The following is a 20679-nucleotide window of genomic DNA, read 5'->3' on the forward strand; positions in this document are numbered from 1 at the left end:
CATCTTTCACCCTCCGCCGATGCCTGAAAGATCCTTCGCTTACGCTCAGGATGACAGGGCGGTGTTTCTAGGATGAATGGAATGAGTGAGCGCGAAAATCTTATTCGAGACTTCCTGACCAAGGCCGGCTGGGGGGCGGCCAGGCGCGGAAGGCTGGCCGGCGACGCCAGCTTCCGCCACTACGACCGCCTCTTGCTGGACGGCCGTCCCGCCGTGCTGATGGACGCCCCGCCGCCCAAGGAGGACGTGCGGCCCTTCGTGCGTATCGCGCGGCACCTGAAGGAACTGGGTCTCTCCGCCCCCGACCTGCTGGCGGTGGACGAGGAGAACGGCCTGTTGCTGCTGGAAGACCTGGGCGACGCCACCTATACCCGCCTGCTGGACGCCGAGCACGACGAGGCGGCGCTCTATCGCCTTGCCACCGACGTGCTGGCCGAGATCGCGGCGCGGCCCGAATCCGCGCTGGCCGGCACGCCGCCCTATGACGACGAGCGCCTGCTGACCGAGGCCTGCCTGCTCACCGACTGGTACATGCCCGCCATGGCCGGCAAGGATACCGACGCGCAGGCGCGGGCCGACTACGTGGAGATCTGGCGGCGGCTGTTCCCCATCGCCCGCATGGTGCCCGACACCCTGGTGCTGCGCGATTTCCACGTGGACAACCTGATGCTGCTGGACCGCCCCGGCCTGGCCGCCTGCGGGTTGCTGGATTTCCAGGACGCGGTGATCGGTCCCCTGACCTATGACCTGATGAGCCTGTTGGAGGATGCCCGCCGGGACATCGACCCGGTGCTGATCGAGCTGATGAAGGGCCGCTTCCTCAAGCGCTTCCCCGACCTCGACCGCGCCGTGTTCGAGGCCTCCTGGGCGGTGATGGCCGCGCAGCGCCACGCCAAGGTGATCGGCATCTTCACCCGGCTGTGCCGGCGCGACGGCAAGCCCTCCTATCTGGTCCACATCCCCCGCGTCTGGCGCCTGCTGGAAAATGCGTGCCGGCATCCGGTGCTGGCCGAGCTGAAGACCTGGATCGACCGCCACATCCCCAAGGAGACGCGGGGAGTGCCCAGTCCATGAGTGCCCACATCACCCACGCCATGGTCCTGGCGGCCGGTCTCGGCCTGCGCATGCGGCCCATCACGCTCGCCACGCCCAAGCCCCTGGTCAAGGTGGCGGGGCGCACCATGCTGGACCGGGCGCTGGACCACGTGGAGCGGGCCGGCATCGACGACATCGTGGTCAACACCCATTGGCTGGCCGACAAGGTGGTGGAGCATCTGGCCGGGCGGAGCGAGATCACCATCTCCCACGAGCCGGAGCTGCTGGAGACCGGCGGCGGCGTGGCCAAGGCCTTGCCCCATCTCGGCCATTCCTCGTTCTTCGTGGTCAACAGCGACATCATCTGGACCGACGGCGACGTGCCGGCGCTGGCCCGCCTCGCCCGCATGTGGGACCCGGACCGCATGGACGCCCTGCTGCTGCTGCAAAAGGTCGAGACGGCCGTGGGCTACGAGGGCAAGGGCGATTTCTCGCTCGACGCCGCCGACGTGCCCCACCGCCGGGGCGAGGCCCCCTCGGCGCCCTACCTGTTCTCCGGCGTGCAGGTGCTGCACCACCGCCTGTTCGAGGGCGCGCCGGAGGGCAAGTTCTCGCTCAACGTCCTCTACGACCGGGCGGCGGCGGCCAGGCGCCTGTTCGGGCTGGTCCACGACGGCAAGTGGTACCACGTGGGAACCCCCGAGGCGCTGCCCGAGGTGGAGCGGCTGCTGTCGGCCTGATCCCCATCTCAGCCTGGACCGGCGGTGCCGATTCTGAAAAGCCGTTCCAGGACGAGATCCCTCCTCCCGCTGGTCGTCGGGATGACAATTCAGAATCTCCCGGTATGACAATTCGGTTGGGAGCCATTTGGCCCATTGCTCCCCGGCCTCGCCTCGGCTAAAAGATTTCGTCGTCGCAACGAACGAGTGGATTGATGGGCGTTACCCTGAAACCGGTGCAAGCTCTCGACCTCTGGCGCGGAGCCATCGTCGAAAGCGTCCGGCGTGACGCGCCCGATCTGTCGGCCCGCCAGATGGCGCTGCTGCTCACCGTCTATCTCACGCCCCCGCCCCACACGGTGCGCGGACTGGCGATGACGCTCAACATCTCCAAGCCGGCCATCACCCGCGCTCTCGACCGCTTGACCGAGTTCGGCCTGGTCAAGCGCAAGGTGGACGACCAGGACCGCCGCTCGGTGCTGATCCAGCGCACGGTCAAGGGCTCGGTGTTCCTGCGCGAATTCGGCGACATCATCGTCACCGCCGGCTCGGACGCCGCCGAGGCGGGCTGAGGCTCCGCCGTCATTCCGAGGCCCAAACTTGTCATTCCGAGGCAAAGCCGAGGAATCTTTCACCCACCAGCCGTGCCGGAAAGATCCTTCACTTTCGCTCAGGATGACAGTTCATATTGTCTGGGAAGGGTGGGAGACCGGACACGACCCGGACCGGAAATCGTTACGGCTGCTTCCTTCCGGACCTGACCGGGTTGGCGACGGGTCCGTCCATGCCGATCTCCCGGGCGGACCATTAGAGCAACCGGCAGCCCATTGCAAGACCGATTCGCGTCATGACCCGCATCCTCGCCGTACTCGGCCCCACCAATACCGGCAAGACCCACTTCGCCATGGAGCGCATGCTGGCCCATGCCAGCGGCATGATCGGCTTTCCGCTGCGGCTGCTGGCCCGCGAGAACTACGACCGCATCGTCCGGCTGAAGGGCGCGTCGCAGGTGGCGCTGATCACCGGTGAGGAGAAGATCGTTCCGCCGCACCCGCGCTGGCTGGTCTGCACGGTGGAATCCATGCCGCTGGACCGAAGGGTGGCGTTCCTCGCGGTGGACGAGATCCAGCTGTGCGCCGATCCCGAGCGCGGCCACATCTTCACCGACCGCCTGCTGCATGCCAGGGGCGACGCCGAGACGCTGTTCCTGGGGGCCGAGACCATCAAGCCGCTGATCCGCAAGCTGGTGCCGGGCGTCGAGTTCATGAGCCGGCCGCGCTTTTCCCAGCTGACCCATGTGGGGGCGAAGAAGCTGGGCCGCCTGCCGCCCCGTTCGGTGCTGGTGGCGTTCTCGGCCGCCGAGGTCTATTCCATGGCCGAGTTCGTGCGGCGAAGCCGGGGCGGCGCGGCGGTGGTGCTGGGCGCGCTCAGCCCCCGCACCCGCAATGCCCAGGTGGGCATGTACCAGGCGGGCGAGGTGGATTACATCGTCGCCACCGACGCCATCGGCATGGGGCTCAACATGGACGTGGACCATGTGGCCTTCGCCGCCCTGCGCAAGTTCGACGGCCGCGCGCCGCGCCCGCTGGAACCCACCGAGATCGCCCAGATCGCCGGGCGCGCCGGGCGGCACATGAACGACGGCACCTTCGGCACCACGCTGGACGCCGGGACCATCGCCCCCGAGGTGGCCGAGCAGGTGGAGACCCACCGCTTCGATCCCTTGAAGACGCTGTTCTGGCGCAATTCCGACCTGCGCTTCGCCTCGGTCCCCGCGCTGCTGGCCAGCCTGGATCGTCCGCCCGACAGGCCCGGCCTGCTGCGCGCCCGCGACGCCGACGACCAGCTGGCGTTGGCGGCCCTGGCCCAGGACGAGGAGATCGTCAAGCTCGCCAATCATCCCGAGCGGGTCAGGCTGCTGTGGGAGGTCTGCCGCGTCCCCGATTTCCGCAAGGTGATGGACGAATCCCATACCCGCCTGCTGGGCCGCCTGTTCCGCCATCTGGCCGCGCCCAGGGGAAGGCTGCCCACCGACTGGCTGGCCGAGAACATCAGGCGCATCGACCGCACCGACGGCGAGCTGGACGCCATCGTCCAGAGAATCGCCAATATCCGCACCTGGACCTATGTGTCGCATCGGGCCGACTGGGTGGCCGATTCCGCCCACTGGCAGGAGGTGACCCGGGGCGTGGAGGACCGCCTGTCCGACGCCCTGCACCAGCGGCTCACCAACCGCTTCGTCGACAAGCGCACCGCCGTGCTGGTGCGGCGCATGCGCGACGACAGCGTCCTGGATGCCGAGATCGCCTCCGATGGCGCGGTGCGGGTGGAGGGCGAGTATGTGGGCCACCTCGAGGGCTTCCGCTTCGAGGCCGACAAGGCCGAGACCAATGCCGCCGCCCGCACCATGCTGGCCGTCGCCATGCGGGCTCTGGGACCGGAGGTGGAGCGCCGCCTGGCGGCGGCCCTGGCCGATCCGGTCGAAGCCTTCGACCTGGGGCCGGACGGCCTTTCGTGGCGCGGCGAGGTTCTGGCCCGCCTCGGCCCCGGCGCCGACGTTCTCCACCCCCAGGTGGAGGCGCCGCAGGGCGACCTGTTGCCGCCCAAGGGGCGCGAGCGCCTGCGCAAGAAACTGGGCGAGACGGTCGGGTCCCGGCTGGCCGCCCGCCTGCCCCCGCTGTTCCGCCTGGGCGAGGCGAAGCTGACGGGGGCGGCGCGGGGACTGGCCCACCAGCTGGCCGAGGGGCTGGGCTCCATGCCCGCCGACGAATCCCTGGTCCGCTCGCTGTCCAGGGACGATTCCCTGGCGCTGGCCCGCCTGGACGTCCGGGTCGGGCGGCACGGACTCTATATTCCAGCCCTGCTGAAGCCCAAGGCGCAAGCCTTGCGCGCCCTGCTGTGGAGCGTCCACACCGGGGTCGCCGCGCCGGAGGTTCCCGGCCCCCGCCCGGCGGTGATGATGGCCGACGGCGTGCCGGCAGCCTTCTACGAGGCGGTGGGCTATGGCGTGATGGGCAAGGTGGCGGTGCGCCGCGACGTGCTGGAACGTTTCGCCGCCCTGGCCCGCGCGGCGGCCCATTCCGGTGTGTTCCAGCCCAGCCACGAGATGCATTCGGCGCTGGGCCTGGGTATCGAGGCCACGGAAAGCGTGCTGGGCGCCCTGGGCTATGTCCGGGCGGCGGAAGGGTTCAGGACGGGCCGGAAGCCCCGGCGCAAGGTCCGGCCGGAAAAGCCTTCGGATTCGCCCTTCGCGGTGTTGAAGCAGCCGCGCTGACGTTCCTCCTGTCGTCATGCCCGGACTTGATCCGGGCATCCACGTTGCCCCCTCCGCCGTCGGAACGGTCCAACGACGTAGACCCCCGGGTCAAGCCCGGGGGTGTCCGGTTTACTTCGGCCAGCACTGGTCTCTTGCCTTGCCCAGGCTTGGTTTGAGATGGCTCCACCGGAATGGGGATACGGAAAAGCCTCTTCAACCACCAAGACACCAAGAGGACAGAGCGGATCGCCCCGCCCAACCTCACCGTCATGGCCGGGCATCGTCCCGGCCATCCACGCGGATCCGCTGGAATGCCTCATGAAGCAATAGTCCCGGCGGATGGGCGTGGATGCCCGGAACAAGTCCGGGCACGACGCACCTGGAATGTCCTCTTGGTGTCTTGGTGGTGAAAAACCCGTCCGCCAGCACCCAGGCAATTAAGCCGGACGGCAGTGGGTCAAGCCCGGGGGTGACGAGATAATGGGGAATGAAACGATGGAGGGTTCGGGAGGCTTCAGCCTCCCGGTCGGAGCCGGGGCGGAAGCCCCGCAAGCTCCCGAATCACGCGAACAGATACGGCACGAACGACCGGTTGTTCTCGTCAACGCTGATATGGCTGCCGATGGGGGGGAAGGCGCGCTGGCGGCAATCGTCGCGCTCGCAGATGCGGCAATTGACGCCGATGGGCACGGCGGCCTGCTCGGAGGCGAGGTCGAGACCGGCGGAATAGACCACGTCGGCGGCGTAGGCCGTCTCGCAGCCCAGGCCCACGGCGAAATGGCGGTCGGGGCGCAGGTACGATCCGCCACGCTTGGACACCGTGCGGGCCACGCAGATATAGGAGATGGAATCGGGCATGCGGGCCAGCTGCACCAGGATCTTGCCCGGCCGGGCGAAGGCCTCGTGCACGTTCCACAGGGGGCAGGCGCCGCCGAAGCGGGTGAAGTGAAAGCGGGTCGCCGAATGGCGCTTGGTGATGTTGCCGGCCATGTCGACCCGCACGAAATAGAACGGCACGCCCCGCGCGCCGGGCCGCTGCAGGGTGGACAGGCGGTGGGCCACCTGCTCGAAGCTGGCGCCGAAGCGGCTTTGCAGCTGCTCGATGTCGTGGCGCAGCAGCTTGGCCTGATTGGCGAAGGCCATGTAGGGCATCACCAGGGCGCCGGCGAAGTAATTGGCCAGCCCGACGCGACAGATGGAGCGCGCGTCGTCCGACGACAGCTTGGCGCCCGCCACCACCTCCTCGATCAGCTCGTGATAGGCCAGCAGCGCCACCTGATGGGCCAGCTGGAAGGTGCGGCTGGGCACCGACAGGAGCGCCGACAGCGACAGCGAGCCCGCCCCGGGCTCGAAGGTGCGCATGCCCGCCGTGTCGTCCTCGGCGACGATGCGCACCCGCACGCCGTGGCGGTTTTCCAGATAGGCCACCAGATCGTTGTGCATCTGGCCCAGGCGGAACCCTTCGGCCTCGACCAGCGCCTCGGCGGCCTCGTCCAGGGTGCCGAAGTAGTTGTTGCAGTAGTAGAAGAAGTCGCGGACCTCCTCGTAGGGAAAGTGGGCGTGGCCGCCCCTCTCTTCCCCCGTGGCCGAGGACAGGTTCTCGGTCAGCGACTGCATGCGCTCGTCCAGCTGGCGGAAGGTCTGGTACAGGGTCAGCACCCGTTTCGCCAGTTCCGGCGAGGCCGAGGCCGCGTTCCTCAGTTCCGACAGGCCGATGGAGCCCGAGCCGAAGACGGGATCGTTCAGCGCCTCGCGCAGGTCGGCGACCAGCCGGGATTCCTCGTCCTCAACCAGGGTGGCGAGATCCACGTCCAAGACCTTGGCGATGCGCAGCAGCACCGGCACCGTCAGCGGACGCTGGTTGTTCTCGATCTGATTGAGATAGCTGGGCGACACCTCCAGCAGCGCGGCGAGCGCCGCCTGGGACAGCTTCTTGTGCTCGCGCAGGCGGCGGAGCTTGTAGCCGAGGAACAGTTTCTTGTTCATGACCATAGGTTATAGCCGCCCCCATCGATCTTCGCAACCTTAGCAACTTCGCAGGGCAAGGTTGCGAAGGGCTTCGCAACACCGCCCTTTTCCCCGCGACTCCTGTTGCAGCCATGGGGCTTTGCGAATAAGACCGACGCCAATGTCACTCTGCCCGCCGGAGGCCCGCGTCCATGCAAGAAATCATCAAGCAGCTCGAGGAAAAGAGGGAAGGCGCCCGTATGGGCGGCGGCGAGAAGCGCATCGCCGCTCAGCACAAGCGCGGCAAGCTCACCGCGCGTGAGCGTATCGAGCTTCTCCTCGACCCCGATTCCTTCGAGGAATGGGACATGTTCAAGGAGCATCGCTGCACCGATTTCGGCATGGATTCCGAAGACAACATGATCCCCGGCGACGGCGTGGTCACCGGCTACGGCACCATCAACGGCCGTCTGGTCTTCGTGTTCTCCCAGGACTTCACCGTGTTCGGCGGCTCGCTGTCCGAGGCCCACGCCGAGAAGATCTGCAAGATCATGGACAAGGCGGTCCAGGTCGGCGCCCCGGTGATCGGGCTGAACGATTCCGGCGGCGCGCGCATCCAGGAAGGCGTCGCCTCGCTGGCCGGCTATGCCGAGGTGTTCCAGAGGAACGTCATGGCGTCGGGCGTGGTGCCGCAGATCTCCATGATCATGGGCCCGTGCGCCGGCGGCGCGGTGTACAGCCCGGCCATGACCGACTACATCTTCATGGTCAAGGACAGCTCGTACATGTTCGTGACCGGCCCGGACGTGGTCAAGACCGTCACCCACGAGACGGTGACCGCCGAGGAACTGGGCGGCGCGGTGACCCATTCCACCAAGTCGGGCGTCGCCGATCTGGCCTTCGAGAACGACGTCGAGGCGCTGCTGCAGCTGCGCCGCTTCATGGATTTCCTGCCCAGCTCCAACCGCGAGAAGCCGCCGGTTCGTCCCACCAGTGACGGCCCCGACCGCGTCGAGACCTCGCTGGACACCCTGATCCCCGACAATCCCAACAAGCCCTACGACATGAAGGAGCTGATCCTCAAGGTCGTGGACGAGGGCGACTTCTTCGAGGTGCAGCCCGGCTATGCCGGCAACATCATCGTCGGCTTCGCCCGCATGGAGGGCCGCACGGTGGGCATCGTCGCCAACCAGCCCATGGTTCTGGCCGGCTGCCTGGACATCTCGTCCTCCATCAAGGGCGCCCGCTTCGTGCGCTTCTGCGACGCCTTCAACATTCCCATCGTCACCTTCGTGGACGTGCCCGGCTTCCTGCCCGGCACCTCCCAGGAATACGGCGGCATCATCAAGCACGGCGCCAAGCTGCTTTACGCCTATGCCGAGTGCACGGTGCCCAAGATCACCGTCATCACCCGCAAGGCCTATGGCGGCGCCTATGACGTGATGAGCTCCAAGCATCTGCGCGGCGACGTCAACTTCGCCTGGCCCACCGCCGAGATCGCGGTGATGGGCCCCAAGGGCGCGGTGGAGATCATCTTCCGCGGCGATATCGGCGACGCCGAGAAGATCGCGGCGCGCACCGAGGAATACCGCCAGAAGTTCGCCAATCCCTTCATCGCCGGCCATCGCGGCTTCATCGACGACGTCATCATGCCCCGCAACACCAGGAAGCGCATCTGCCGCTCCCTGGCCATGCTGAAGGACAAGGACGTCAAGAATCCGTGGCGCAAGCACGGCAACATTCCGCTGTAAGCGAATCGGGTTAACCACGAAGGCACGAAGACACGAAGGAGGACCGAAGGAAAAAGGAAAGTTCGATCGCGCCCCGGGGCGCGGGATAAAACTCTCTTCCTTACCCTTCGCGCCTTCGTGTCTTCGTGGTGAATGAAACGGTCAGCCCGCCCAGAGCGCGGGCCACGAGGGGAAGAAGCCAATGTTCTCCAAGATTCTGATCGCCAACCGTGGCGAAATCGCCTGCCGCGTCATCAAGACCGCGCGCAAGATGGGCATCAAGACGGTGGCGGTGTATTCCGACGCCGACAAGGACGCCCTTCACGTCTCCATGGCCGACGAGGCCGTGCATATCGGCCCGGCGGCCTCGGCCCAGTCCTATCTGGTGATCGACAAGATCGTCGAGGCCTGCAAGAAGACCGGCGCCCAGGCCGTCCATCCCGGCTACGGCTTCCTGTCCGAGAAGCGGGAGTTCCAGGAGGCCCTGGGCAAGGCGGGCATCGCCTTCATCGGCCCCGACGCCCACGCCATCTTCGCCATGGGCGACAAGATCGAGTCCAAGAAGCTGGCCCGCGAGGCCGGCGTCAACACCGTTCCCGGCTTCCTGGGCGTGATCAAGGACGCCGACGAGGCGGTGAAGATCGCCAAGGAAATCGGCTATCCCGTCATGCTGAAGGCTTCGGCCGGCGGCGGCGGCAAGGGCATGCGCCTGGCCTGGAACGATGCCGAGGCCCACGAGGGCTTCATCTCGGCCACCAACGAGGCCAAGTCGTCCTTCGGCGACGACCGCGTCTTCGTGGAAAAGTTCATCGAGCAACCCCGCCACATCGAGATCCAGGTCCTGGCCGACGGCCAGGGCACGGTGCTGTACCTGGGCGAGCGTGAATGCTCGATCCAGCGCCGCCACCAGAAGGTGATCGAGGAGGCTCCGTCGCCCTTCCTCACCCCCGAGACCCGCAAGGCCATGGGCGAGCAGGCCTGCGCGCTGGCCCGCATCGTCAACTACAAGTCGGCGGGCACGGTGGAGTTCATCGTCGGCGGCGCCACCGGCGAGTTCTACTTCCTGGAAATGAACACCCGCCTGCAGGTGGAGCATCCGGTCACCGAGATGATCACCGGTCTCGACCTGGTGGAACAGATGATCCGCGTCGCCGCCGGCGAGAAGCTCTCCATCACCCAGGACGACGTCAAGCTGAACGGCTGGTCCATGGAGGCCCGGGTCTACGCCGAGGACCCCTTCCGCAACTTCCTGCCGTCCACCGGCCGTCTCACCCGCTACCAGCCGCCGGCGGAAAGCGCCCATGTGCGCGTCGACACCGGCGTCTACGAGGGCGGCGAGATCAGCATGTTCTACGATCCCATGATCGCCAAGCTGATCACCTACGGCCCGACCCGCGACGCGGCCATCGCCCACATGCGTCAGGCGCTGGACGAGTACTACATCCGCGGCCTGTCCCACAACATCCCCTTCCTGGCCTCGCTGTTCTCCAAGGAGCGCTTCGTCAAGGGCCAGCTGACCACCAACTTCATCGCCGAGGAATACGCCAACGGCTTCCATGCCAACGACCTGCCGGCCGATGATCCGACCGTGCTGATCGCCGTGGCGGCCAGCGCCAACCGCCGCATCGCCGAGCGCGACATCCGCATCTCCGGCCAGTTCCCCGGCCACGAGATGAAGGCGGGCGACGAGTGGGTGGTGGTGATGAGCGGCCAGTACCACGACATCACCGTGCGTCCCGCCGAGAACGGCTATGCCGTGGCCATCGGCGGCGAGACGGTGGACGTCAAGACCGACTGGCAGATCGGCGAGCCCCTGTTCCGCGCCGTGATCGACGGCCGCCCGGTGGCGGTGCAGATCGAGCGGGCCGGATCGGGCCTGCGCCTGGCCCATGCCGGCTCGCGCGCCGACGTGCTGGTGCTGACCCCGCATGCCGCCAAGATGAACAGGCTGATGCCGTTCAAGGCGCCGCCGGACATGAGCAAGTACCTGCTCTCGCCCATGCCCGGCCTGCTGGTCAAGCTGCTGGTCGAGGACGGCCAGGAGGTCAAGGCCGGCGAAGCCCTGGCGGTGGTCGAGGCCATGAAGATGGAGAACATCCTCAAGGCCGAACGCGACGCCAAGGTGGCCAAGATCCACGCGGCGGCGGGCGACTCGCTGGCGGTGGACCAGAAGATCATCGAGTTCGCCTCATGAGCAAGGTCCCGGGCATCGATCGCCTGCTGGCCAACAACAAGGCCTGGGCCGAGGAGACCGAGCGCACCAAGCCCGGTTTCTTCGCCCATCTGGCACAGCAGCAGACCCCGGGATATCTTTGGATCGGCTGCGCCGATTCCCGGGTTCCGGCCAACGAGATCGTCGGCCTGGAACCCGGCGAGGTTTTCGTCCACCGCAACGTGGCCAATCTGGTGCATCCCGCCGACATGAACTGCCTGTCGGTGCTGCAATACGCCATCGACGTCCTCAAGGTGGAGCACATCATCGTCTGCGGTCATTACGGCTGCGGCGGCGTGCGGGCGGCGCTCCAGGATTCCCGCCTCGGCGTCACCGAATTCTGGATCCGTCCGGTGCGCGACATCTGCGAGTGCCACCGGCACGAACTGGACATGCTGCCCAACGAGGCCGCCCGGGTGGACCGTTTGTGCGAGTTGAACGTCATGCAGCAGGTCCGCAACCTGTGCCGCTCGCCGGTCATCCAGGATGCCTGGAGCCGCGGCCAGCAGCTGGAAGTGCATTCCTGGATCTACGGCCTGACCGACGGCATGGTGCGGCCCCTGGGCCCCATCGTGGCGGGATTGAAGTCGTTGGACGAGTTCGGCGCCTCCTACCTGATGCGTGGCGCGGCGTTTTAATCCCGTCCCGTCAGGGACGGCAAGGGCAAGGCCCGCCGCGCCTTATGGCGCGAGAGCCAAGCGAAGCGCCCGGCGATTGAGGGCAATGAGGCGAGCCAGCTTACGGCTCGCCGATTTAGAGAGAAGGGAGAGGGACCATGACCGAGTTCCCGAAGAAGAGTGTTGCCGATTGGGAAGCCCTGGCGTCCAAGGACCTCAAGGGCGCCTCGCCCTCCACCCTGGACTGGGAGACTCCGGAAGGCATCAAGGTCAAGCCGCTCTACACCAATGCCGACCTGGAAGGCCTCGAGCATCTGGGGTCGCTGCCCGGCTTCCCGCCCTTCACGCGGGGCCCCCGCGCCACCATGTACGCCGCCAAGCCGTGGACGGTGCGCCAGTACGCCGGCTTCTCCACCGCCGAGGAATCCAACGCCTTCTACCGCAAGAATCTGGCCGCCGGCCAGCAGGGCATCTCGGTGGCCTTCGATCTCGCCACCCATCGCGGTTATGATTCCGATCACCCCCGCGTGGTGGGCGACGTGGGCAAGGCGGGTGTGGCCATCGATTCCGTCGAGGACATGAAGATCCTGTTCGACGGCATTCCGCTGGACAAGATGAGCGTCTCCATGACCATGAACGGTGCCGTTCTCCCCGTGCTGGCCGGCTACATCGTCGCCGCCGAGGAGCAGGGCGTCTCCCAGGACCAGCTGTCGGGCACCATTCAGAACGACATCCTGAAGGAGTTCATGGTCCGCAACACCTACATCTATCCGCCGGCGCCCAGCATGCGGATCATCGCGGACATCATCGAGTACACCTCGAAGAACATGCCCAAGTTCAACTCCATCTCCATCTCCGGCTACCACATGCAGGAAGCCGGCGCCACGGCGGTGCAGGAGCTGGCCTTCACCCTGGCCGATGGCCTGGAATACGTCCGCGCCGCCTTGGGCCGGGGCCTCAAGATCGACGATTTCGCCGGTCGGCTGTCGTTCTTCTGGGCCATCGGCATGAACTTCTTCATGGAGATCGCCAAGATGCGCGCCGGCCGCCTGCTGTGGGCGCGCATGATCAAGCAGTTCGATCCCCAGAAGCCGTCGTCCATGGCGCTGCGCACCCATTGCCAGACCTCGGGCGTGTCGCTGACGGAAAAGGACGCCTACAACAACGTCATCCGCACCACCATCGAGGCCATGGCGGCGGTGCTGGGCGGCACCCAGTCGCTGCACACCAACGCGCTCGACGAGGCCATCGCCCTGCCGACCCCGTTCTCGGCCCGCATCGCCCGCAATACCCAGCTGATCATCCAGGAAGAGACCGGCATTCCCCATGTGGTCGACCCCCTGGCCGGCTCCTATTACGTGGAAAGCCTGACCAACGCCCTGGCCGAGGAAGCCTGGAAGCTGATCCAGGAAGTGGAAGAGCTGGGCGGCATGACCAAGGCCGTGGAATCCGGCATGCCCAAGATGAAGATCGAGGAGGCCGCCGCCCGGCGTCAGGCCCGCATCGACCGGGGCGAGGAAGTGGTGGTCGGCGTCAACAAGTACCAGCCGGCGGAAGAGACCCCCATCGAGATTCTCGACGTGGACAACGCCAAGGTGCGCGAAGCCCAGATCGCCCGATTGAAGCAGATCAAGGCGACCCGCGACCCGGCCAAGGTCGAGGCTGCCCTGGCCGCCCTGGCCAAGGCGGGCGAAACCGGCGAGGGCAACCTGCTGGCCCTGGCGGTCGAGGCCACCCGGGCGCGGGCCACGGTGGGCGAGATTTCCGACGCCCTGGAGAAGTCCTTCACCCGTCACCGCGCCGTCAACCGCACCATCTCGGGCGTCTATGGCGGCGTCTACAAGGATGACGAGGGCTTCGCCAGGCTCAAGGCCGACATCGAGGCCTTCGCCAAGACCGAAGGCCGCCGCCCCCGCATGCTGGTGTGCAAGATGGGCCAGGACGGCCACGACCGTGGCGCCAAGGTGATCGCCACCGCCTTCGCCGACCTGGGCTTCGACGTGGATATCGGGCCGCTGTTCCAGACCCCGGAAGAGGCCGCCCGGCAGGCCGTGGAAAACGACGTGCACATCGTCGCCGCCTCCTCGCTCGCCGCCGGCCACAAGACCCTGGTCCCCGCCCTGATCGGCGAGCTGAAGGCCCAGGGTGCCGGCGACATCCTGGTGGTGACCGGCGGCGTCATCCCCAATCAGGATTACGACTTCCTGTACAAGGCCGGCGTGGCGGCGGTGTACGGTCCGGGCACCAACATCCCCAAGGCCGCCGCCGAGATTCTGGAATTGCTGAAGAAGCGCGGCAAGGCCGCCTGATTTTCCGTTCCAAGGCGCGATGAACGGGCGGGGCGGCGACGTCCCGCCCGTTTCCGTTCAGTCCATGGCCTCATAGAAGCTCCGGAACACCGACAGGCCCGAGGCTCCCGCCGTCGCCGCGTCCAGCAGGTTGCCGCCGGTGGCCGAGGACGAGCCGCGCAGCTTCAACAGCGCCGATTGCCGCGAATCGGCGATGCTCTCGGCGGTCTCCTGGCTCATTCCGGCCAGGATGGCCGAGGCGGAGCCGCCCACGCCGCCCATGCCCGCGGCCCCCATCCTGGCCCTCTGGGTCGCGGACGCCTTGGCCAGCAGGTCGCGCTGCTGCTGCTCCTCGGCGGCCTGGCGTTGCAGGATCATCTGGTTCTGCCGGGCCTGGGCCTCGGCCTGGGCGCTGGCGGCCTTGTCCGCCGCCGACGACTTGGCGGCCGCCCCGGCCACCGTGGACACGGCGCCGATGGCCATGGGAATCATGGTTTCAAATCCAGACATGACGATCTCCTTGAAGTAGGGGGTTCCGGCTGCGCCGAGTAACCCGGGGATGAATTGCGGCGGGGGCAGGGCAGCTCCTGGATGGCCCTGACCTGTATTGTCGAGGCTTGATAAGTTTCCCCCTTCCGACCGGCCTAAAACCGATTATCATCGGGAAAAAAAGAGGGCTTTGGCGGATAGGCGGGGCATGACTCAATCTTCCTTGACCAGCACACGGACACGAACCCAGCGCACCGATCGGATCGAGGCCCGGGCCAACGGGTTGCTGGGAGATTGCCGCCGCGCCTTCCATGCCTTCGGCGATCTGGACGAGCTGGCCGAGAATCTCCGCATCCTGTCGCTGAACGCCGAACTGGCCGCCGGCCGGGCGGGCGACAAGGGCAAGGCGGTCCGGGCGCTCACCCAGTACACCCGCGAACTGGTCAACCGGCTGGCGCAGATTCAGGGCGAGATGCATGCCCTGCGAAGCCGCACCTTCGCGTTCTCCTCCACCATCCTGCGCTGTCTGATGCAGCTGAACCTGTTCGAGCGGGCCTGCCAGATGATCGAGTCGGAGCCGGACGGCGCGCGGCGTTGCGGCAGCGGCAAGCGGGCCTTCGCCGACCTGATGACCCTGCTGGTCGATACCCTGGACGGCATGGCCGACGCGGTCACCGACCTGTCGCGCCGCACCCACGCGGTGGAGGAAGTGGTCAGCCAGTCGGATTCCATCGCCACCAACATCGCCATCGAGGCCGCCGCCGCCGGTGTGCATGAAAAGGAATTCCGCACGGTGTCCGATACCATGCGGACCTATGTGGACGATCTGCGCCAGATGATCGACGAGGCTTCGGACGCGGTGCGCCGCGCCTCCGAGAAGGGCGAGGCGCTCAGGCGCATCGGCCTGGACGCCCTCGACGATCTCCATCGCAACTCATAGCGTGTCAGGATTTCGCCCATGAAGTGCGTCACCCTCTTCCGCCAGGACGATCATTGCTGGCAGATGTTCGGCCAGGACCCGGACAAGCCCGACAACGTGGTCGACACCAACCAGTACCTCGTCCGCTCGGGCGAGTCCGCCATCCTGCTGGATCCCGGCGGCATGGAGGTGTTTCCGGCCATGCTGGCGGCGCTGACCCGCGAGATTCCGGTATCGTCCATCAAGGCGCTGTTCCTGTCGCACCAGGACCCCGACATCGGCTCGTCCCTGCCGCTGTGGCGCCGGGTGTGCGAGCCGGACATCAAGGTCTACCTGTCCTGGCTGTGGTCCAGCTTCACCGCCCATTTCGACCGCGAGGCCACCTTCACCACCATTCCCGACGAGGGCATGGAGATTTCGCTGTCCCACGATGTCCGCCTGCGCTTCGTGCCGGCCCACTACCTGCACTCGTCGGGCAATTTCAACGTCTACGACCCCAGGGCCAGGGTGCTGTTCTCCGGCGACGTGGGCGCCGCCCTGGTGCCCAAGGAAAAGGCCACCGGCTCGGTGTTCGTGACCGACTTCGCCTCCCATGTTCCGTACATGGAAGGCTTCCACCGCCGCTGGCTGGCCTCGACCCGCGCCCGTGACGCCTGGTGCGCCCAGGTCTCCAAGCTGGACATCGACTTCCTGGCCCCCCAGCACGGGCTGGTGTTCAAGGGCGACGACGTCAAGCGCTTCATCGACTGGTTCGCCGGCCTGGAAATCGGGTCGGGCGTGGCGGCCATGAACCGGTAGCCTCCCGACGGAAAAGCCGTCATCCCGGAAGCGCATCGCGCTATCCGGGATCCAGGGAAGCGGCTCCCGGGTCCCGGCTCTTCGGCCGGGACGACGGTAGGGACGCTTTATTCCCCGTAGAGCTTGCGGAAGCCGTCGGTGACCCTGGCGATGAAGGCCGGGTCGCGGGTCTTCCAGTAGCGGGGGTCGTTGATCATCTTCTTCAGCTGCTCCTCGGTGTGGCCGTCCTCGCCGGGGGGCGGGGCGGTACCCAGGGCGGGCTCCTCGGACTGCATCAGGCGATGCATGGTCTTGACCCCGTCGGCGGTGGCGGCCAGGGCGTCGTAGGCCGCCTTGGGCAGGTTGGCCTTGCCCCAGGCCTTGATCTGGCGGGCGTTTTCCTTCCACTGGGTCTCGCCGCCGAAGTGGCGCTTCAGGTGCTCGATCTGGTTTTCCTCGTCGTGGCACTGGGTCAGGTGCTCGATCAGCGGCAGCAGGCATTCATGGGCCAGGTCGTAGACCATCTGGGCCTGGGCCTGGGTGAAGCCGGCCTGATGCAGGCGCTGGTTCACCGCCGGCGCGCTGGCCAGGGACGGATGCCGGCTGTTGATGCTGTAGCTCTCGTGGCTGTCGGGAATGCCGAGCGCCCGGCGGAAGGCGGCGATCTCGTCTTCGGCGGCCTGGGGGCCGGGCACCCGCACCATGGACGAGGCGCGGCGCTCCAGGTCGCGATAGGCCCGCAGCAGGGCCTCGACCCTCACCTGGCCGGTGGCGGCGTCCCAGAACTTGGCGGGGATCGCTTCGGGGCGGGCGCCCTCGGCGCCGGTGTCGGCGGTATCGGGGGAAAGGACGGACTGGGTGATCATGATGGTCTCCTTGAGAGGGGATGTCCTACGCCTCGGCCCGGCCGCGAGCGGCCAGGGCCAGGACGTGCAGGACCAGATGGCGCTGGCCTTCCAGGTGGCGCAGCGCGGCGTCGCCGGCCTCGGGTCCGAGGCAGCGGTCGATGGTCATGGCCTTCAGGTGGTCGAGGACGGCCTCGCCGTCGGGGGTGGCGAGCAACCGGGCGGCCTGGCGGGCCAGGACCTCCATGGCCGGATCGTCATGGCGCCCGGCCGGGCTTTCCAGCCAGGCCCAGCCGGATTCAGCCCGGGGCATGGGCGCCTCCCTCGACCTGGAGAACCGCCGGCGCGTCCAGGTCGCGGATCACCTGGGCCAGACCCTGGGAATCGGGGGGAGGCGCCGTCTCCGGGGACGGAACCGCCCCGGGCCGCACCAGTTCCGACGGTACGTTGAAGGCCCTGGCCAGCCAGCGTGCCGCCGCCTCGCCATCCACGGTCCCCGCCGCCGCCGGCCCCAGGCTGGCCAGGGCGCCCAGCCAGGACAGCACGTTGCGGGCATCGCGGCGGCCCTGGTTCTGGGCCAGGGGCGAGCGGTACTGCAGATCGATGGTCCGCCCATCCAACGCCAGGGCGGGAATCTCGCCCCGGCGGCGCAGGATGTGGATGGCGCGCATGACCAGGGGGGTCAGCAGTTCGCTCTGCAGGCGGCCATAGGTGGCCCCCAGCAGCCGCGCCATGTCGTCGGAGCGCTGCAATACCTCGGTGGCGGTGAGCGCCGGAGCGGCGGGCTGGCTGAGCTTGTCGCCCAGCAGGGCGTGGCGGATGCGCGCCCGGAGGTCGTCGAGCACCAGCTGCGAGGTGTCGAATCGCCCCGGGGCGGTCAGCGGCTGCAGTCCGGCCGAGCCCACCGCCTTGGGAATGATGGTGCCGGGCACCAGCTTGATGTTGGCGGGGTTGAGCACCCCGTCGTCATCGGCCTGCCAGATGCCGGTGACGGCGATGGTGGCGTTCTTCAGCACCAGCTCCACCACCTTGTTGGCGGTCTTGATGTCGGGCAGGGCCTTCATCACCGGCGAGCGGCCGTAGACCTCGCCCGGCGCCTTCAGCCAGCGGAAATTGAGGAAGGGCGAGCTGGAAAACTGTCCCTGCCCGAGGACCAGGTCCGAGGATTCGTCGTCGAGCACGGCGGCGTAGGAATAGCCGCCGCGCGCCGGGACCACCGCCTCGACCAGGCCGAGACGCAGCTCGGGATCGTCGGCCGCCGCCTTCAGCACCTCCTCGGGCAGGACGGCGCGGGGAAAGCGGGCCCTGAGCGCCGCCACCGACACCTCGCTGCGGCGGAAGGTGACGTCCAGGCGGCCCAAGGGCCCTTCCTCCAGCACCACCTGGCCCAACGGGACCGAGGTGAAGCGGAAGGCCGACGGCTCGCCGGGCGGCGCCTCCTCGAACAGCAGCGAGGCGGTGCCGCCGGTGACCGCGTCCAGGTAGCACTGGTGCATCTCGATGGCGAAGTTGGAGCGGTCGAAATGGGACTGCATCACCGCAGCGATGCGCTCCAGCATCGGCGCCAGCTCGTCGCGCTCGGCGGCGGGCAACTGGTCGCCGGCCGCCAGTCCGAACCACTGGGCCCAGGGCGGCGTCAGTTCCGACAGCAGGCTGGCGGCCAGCTGGTCGACGCAATCGGGGGCGGTGCCGTCGAACAGACGGTCGGCCTTGCGCTCGCCCGGCACGCCGGCGTGGAACATGCCGTCGCGGAGCGGCAGGGCGTAGTCGTAACATTCCTGCCAGTGGGATTCCCAGGTGCCGCGCCGCTCCTTGGCCCTGCGGTAGCGCCGGAGCAGCGCCGACGGGTCGTCGCCCCCGGTGCCCAGCAGGACCTCGCCCAGGGCGGCCCGTTCCTCGGCGGCCTTGCGGCGGCCCGTTTCCGTACCGTCCATGGTCAGTCTCCCAGCAGGCTTTTGCCCGCCCGGCTGCCTCCGGGCTGCAGCAGCCCGGTCTCCGACGTGGCGATGGTTCCCAGCAGGCCGCGCCGGTTGCGGTTGATGGCGTTGACCCGCTCTTCCGCCGCCGCCGCTTCCGGATCGGGGGGCGGGGGCAACACCACCGGCGGGGGCGGGGGCGGCGGGTCGGGCGCGAAAAATCCACCCATGGCATGTCTCCTTCGATTTGATCATGTTTTGTTCCAAACCGTGACCGAGCGCGTCCGTTCTCCTTGAAGGGAGCGGCGGTCCGGGCATGGTTCGGGTGTTGATTTGCGGACGATATGCCGATCAGGCGGTGCAGTCAAGGAGTTTTTTCCTTTTTCCGTGAGGAAGTCGTACAGCTGCCCCGGAGTCAGCACCCACCGCCGTTGCACGCCGAGGATCCGCTTCACCGCCTCGACACAGGAAAAAATACCGATGGGACTGGGGCGGCGCGGCGGGTGGCGCACCTCGGTCTCCACCACCCTCAGCCCGTCCTGGGACCGCAGCCAGCTTGCCAGATCGGTGGCGGGATCCAGGGACCACACCTCCACCGAGGTGCGATGGGCCAGGGGATTGACGCAGACCCAGGTGCCGCCCAGGTCCAGCAGGACGAAGCAGTGCCTGAAGCCGGGGCGCAGCAGCCGCAGCCAGCCCAGATCGGCCTTGCCCGAGAACACCACCAGGGCGCGGGTCGCCGGGGGCGTCGCGGTCATTGGACGATGCCCTTGGCCCGCAGCGGGCCTTCCAGCCGGTCCAGGGCCTCGCGCCAAAGCCGGTCGGCGCCGCCGCCATCGCCCACCGCCACCCCGCCTTCCCCCGCGAACAGGGCCAGCACCCGCAAATGGGCGCGGCCGAGAACGCGGCGCTGCACCAGCCGCCTGACCTCGCGGGCGATGTCGTCGGGGGCGCAGGGGCGGGCGACGGCTCCCAGCCCTTCGCGGAAGCGGGCGCCGTCATCGCGGGCCCGCTGGCAGTGGGAATACCAGATCCAGGCATCCTCCGGCGTGGCGAAGGGCTCCTCGTCGCGCTCATCAACTGTTCTGCTTATGTTCCGGTCCGCAGCCATGATTTTCCCCGAAAATAGGATCGTATGCCGAGAATTGATGCCGATACTCCGGAAGAGAGTCAATGAAAAGGTTTATGTTCCTGTGGCACCGGAGGGCGATTTGCGGGACCATCTTCCCATGCTGAAGCACGCCGACATCTGGGCCGCCATTGACGCGCTTGCCCGTGACCACGGGCTGACGGCGTCGGCGCTTGCCCGTAAAGCCGGGCTGGACCCCACCACCTTCAACAAGAGCAAGCGCATCACCCGCGAGGGTAAGCCCCGCTGGCCCTCGACGGAAAGCGTCGCCAAGGTGCTGGAGGCCACCAACGCCAGCATGACCGCCTTCGTCGCCTATATCGAAGGCGCCACCCAGCCGCAGCATCCCGCCAGCACCATCCCCCTGGTCGGCTTCGCCCAGGCGGGAGACCGGGGGTTTTTCGACGATGCGGGCTATCCGGTGGGTGGCGGCTGGGATGAAATTCCGTTTCCCGAGATCGGCGATCCGCACGCCTACGCCCTGGAGGTCAGCGGCGAATCCATGGAGCCGCTATACCGCGACGGCGACGTGGTGATCGTCTCGCCCGCCGCCGGGGTGCGGCGCGGCGACCGCGTGGTGGTGCGCACCACCGAGGGCGAGGTGATGGTCAAGCAGCTGGTCCGCCAGACCGCCCGGCGCATCGAGCTGGCCTCCATCAATCCCGACCATCCCGGGCGTTCGCTGGCCACCGAGGAGGTGGCGTGGATCGCCCGCATCCTGTGGTCCAGCCAGTAGTTCTTGCGAATTTGTTCCTATTGTGATCTCATGGCCGCCTCGCCCGAGGAGACCGCGATGCCCG

19 protein-coding genes and 1 other RNA gene are annotated in these 20679 nt (G+C 67.6%); 11 read left to right on the top strand and 9 right to left on the bottom strand.

Features of this window, described 5'->3' with window-relative positions; genetic code table 11:
* Positions 1-81: 81 nt before the first annotated feature.
* From ACV4UZ_RS19370 to ACV4UZ_RS19380, 3 genes are all read left to right on the top strand, one after another.
* Positions 82-1074 carry an aminoglycoside phosphotransferase family protein gene (locus ACV4UZ_RS19370; protein ID WP_491602411.1) on the top strand — a complete coding sequence of 331 codons (993 nt, stop codon included), beginning with the start codon at positions 82-84 and terminating at the stop codon, positions 1072-1074.
* Positions 1071-1775: a nucleotidyltransferase family protein gene (locus tag ACV4UZ_RS19375; protein WP_491602412.1), complete on the top strand. Its 705-nt coding sequence runs from the start codon at positions 1071-1073 to the stop codon at positions 1773-1775. The genes ACV4UZ_RS19370 and ACV4UZ_RS19375 overlap by 4 nt, the downstream gene beginning before the upstream one ends.
* A gap of 194 nt (positions 1776-1969) precedes the next feature.
* Positions 1970-2326 (top strand): MarR family transcriptional regulator, encoded by a 357-nt coding sequence (locus ACV4UZ_RS19380; RefSeq protein WP_491602413.1) that lies wholly within the window; start codon positions 1970-1972, stop codon positions 2324-2326.
* 127 nt (positions 2327-2453) lie between these two features.
* On the opposite strand, the gene ffs is transcribed toward ACV4UZ_RS19380, so the two are convergent.
* Positions 2454-2552: signal recognition particle sRNA small type (ffs, locus tag ACV4UZ_RS19385), an RNA gene on the bottom strand.
* Between the two features lie 49 nt (positions 2553-2601).
* Here ffs and ACV4UZ_RS19390 point away from each other — a divergent pair.
* Positions 2602-5028, top strand: a complete 2427-nt coding sequence (locus ACV4UZ_RS19390; protein ID WP_491602414.1) for a helicase-related protein — start codon at positions 2602-2604, stop codon at positions 5026-5028.
* Positions 5029-5571: 543 nt separating this feature from the next.
* On the opposite strand, the gene ACV4UZ_RS19395 is transcribed toward ACV4UZ_RS19390, so the two are convergent.
* Entirely contained in the window at positions 5572-7002 is a 1431-nt protein-coding gene (locus tag ACV4UZ_RS19395; protein WP_491602415.1) for a helix-turn-helix domain-containing protein, read from the bottom strand.
* 167 nt (positions 7003-7169) lie between these two features.
* Here ACV4UZ_RS19395 and ACV4UZ_RS19400 point away from each other — a divergent pair, with 167 nt between their 5' ends.
* The 4 genes from ACV4UZ_RS19400 (at position 7170) to scpA (ending at position 13825) form a co-directional block, all read left to right on the top strand.
* Positions 7170-8708 (top strand): acyl-CoA carboxylase subunit beta, encoded by a 1539-nt coding sequence (locus ACV4UZ_RS19400; protein ID WP_491602416.1) that lies wholly within the window; start codon positions 7170-7172, stop codon positions 8706-8708.
* A gap of 181 nt (positions 8709-8889) precedes the next feature.
* A complete protein-coding gene (locus ACV4UZ_RS19405; RefSeq protein ID WP_491602417.1) occupies positions 8890-10881 on the top strand; it encodes an acetyl-CoA carboxylase biotin carboxylase subunit in 1992 nt (663 codons plus the stop codon).
* A complete protein-coding gene (gene can / locus ACV4UZ_RS19410; protein WP_491602418.1) occupies positions 10878-11537 on the top strand; it encodes a carbonate dehydratase in 660 nt (219 codons plus the stop codon). Before ACV4UZ_RS19405 ends, can begins: the two co-directional genes overlap by 4 nt.
* A gap of 137 nt (positions 11538-11674) precedes the next feature.
* Positions 11675-13825 carry a methylmalonyl-CoA mutase gene (gene scpA / locus ACV4UZ_RS19415; protein ID WP_491602419.1) on the top strand — a complete coding sequence of 717 codons (2151 nt, stop codon included), beginning with the start codon at positions 11675-11677 and terminating at the stop codon, positions 13823-13825.
* A 57-nt stretch (positions 13826-13882) separates the two neighbouring features.
* Here scpA and ACV4UZ_RS19420 read toward each other — a convergent pair whose 3' ends face one another.
* Positions 13883-14314: a hypothetical protein gene (locus ACV4UZ_RS19420; RefSeq protein WP_491602420.1), complete on the bottom strand. Its 432-nt coding sequence runs from the start codon at positions 14312-14314 to the stop codon at positions 13883-13885.
* Between the two features lie 187 nt (positions 14315-14501).
* On the opposite strand from ACV4UZ_RS19420, the gene ACV4UZ_RS19425 reads away from it, so the two are divergent.
* Together ACV4UZ_RS19425 and ACV4UZ_RS19430 are read left to right on the top strand one after the other, a co-directional pair.
* Positions 14502-15233, top strand: coding sequence for a methyl-accepting chemotaxis protein (locus tag ACV4UZ_RS19425; RefSeq protein WP_491602421.1), 732 nt, complete (start codon positions 14502-14504; stop codon positions 15231-15233).
* 18 nt (positions 15234-15251) lie between these two features.
* Complete coding sequence (locus ACV4UZ_RS19430) at positions 15252-16010, top strand: oxygen-binding di-iron domain-containing protein (RefSeq protein WP_491602422.1); 759 nt, start codon at positions 15252-15254, stop codon at positions 16008-16010.
* A gap of 107 nt (positions 16011-16117) precedes the next feature.
* On the opposite strand, the gene ACV4UZ_RS19435 is transcribed toward ACV4UZ_RS19430, so the two are convergent.
* From ACV4UZ_RS19435 to ACV4UZ_RS19460, 6 genes are read right to left on the bottom strand one after another with little or no spacing between them, the layout of a single operon-like run.
* Positions 16118-16855 (bottom strand): capsid assembly protein, encoded by a 738-nt coding sequence (locus tag ACV4UZ_RS19435; RefSeq protein WP_491602423.1) that lies wholly within the window; start codon positions 16853-16855, stop codon positions 16118-16120.
* A 25-nt stretch (positions 16856-16880) separates the two neighbouring features.
* On the bottom strand, positions 16881-17147 hold the full coding sequence (locus tag ACV4UZ_RS19440) for a Bbp19 family protein (RefSeq protein ID WP_491602424.1): 267 nt from the start codon (positions 17145-17147) through the stop codon (positions 16881-16883).
* The gene (locus ACV4UZ_RS19445; protein WP_491602425.1) at positions 17134-18768 is read right to left on the bottom strand and encodes a portal protein; all 1635 of its coding nucleotides are present in this window, start codon (positions 18766-18768) and stop codon (positions 17134-17136) included. Before ACV4UZ_RS19445 ends, ACV4UZ_RS19440 begins: the two co-directional genes overlap by 14 nt.
* 2 nt (positions 18769-18770) lie before the next feature.
* Positions 18771-18980 (bottom strand): hypothetical protein, encoded by a 210-nt coding sequence (locus ACV4UZ_RS19450; RefSeq protein WP_491602426.1) that lies wholly within the window; start codon positions 18978-18980, stop codon positions 18771-18773.
* 21 nt (positions 18981-19001) lie between these two features.
* A complete protein-coding gene (locus ACV4UZ_RS19455) occupies positions 19002-19508 on the bottom strand; it encodes a hypothetical protein (protein ID WP_491602427.1) in 507 nt (168 codons plus the stop codon).
* Entirely contained in the window at positions 19505-19861 is a 357-nt protein-coding gene (locus tag ACV4UZ_RS19460) for a hypothetical protein (protein WP_491602428.1), read from the bottom strand. Before ACV4UZ_RS19460 ends, ACV4UZ_RS19455 begins: the two co-directional genes overlap by 4 nt.
* Positions 19862-19979: 118 nt before the next feature.
* Here ACV4UZ_RS19460 and ACV4UZ_RS19465 point away from each other — a divergent pair, with 118 nt between their 5' ends.
* A complete protein-coding gene (locus tag ACV4UZ_RS19465; RefSeq protein WP_491602429.1) occupies positions 19980-20615 on the top strand; it encodes a S24 family peptidase in 636 nt (211 codons plus the stop codon).
* The last annotated feature ends 64 nt before the right edge of the window (positions 20616-20679 follow it).

The organism is Paramagnetospirillum sp. (assembly GCF_058402745.1).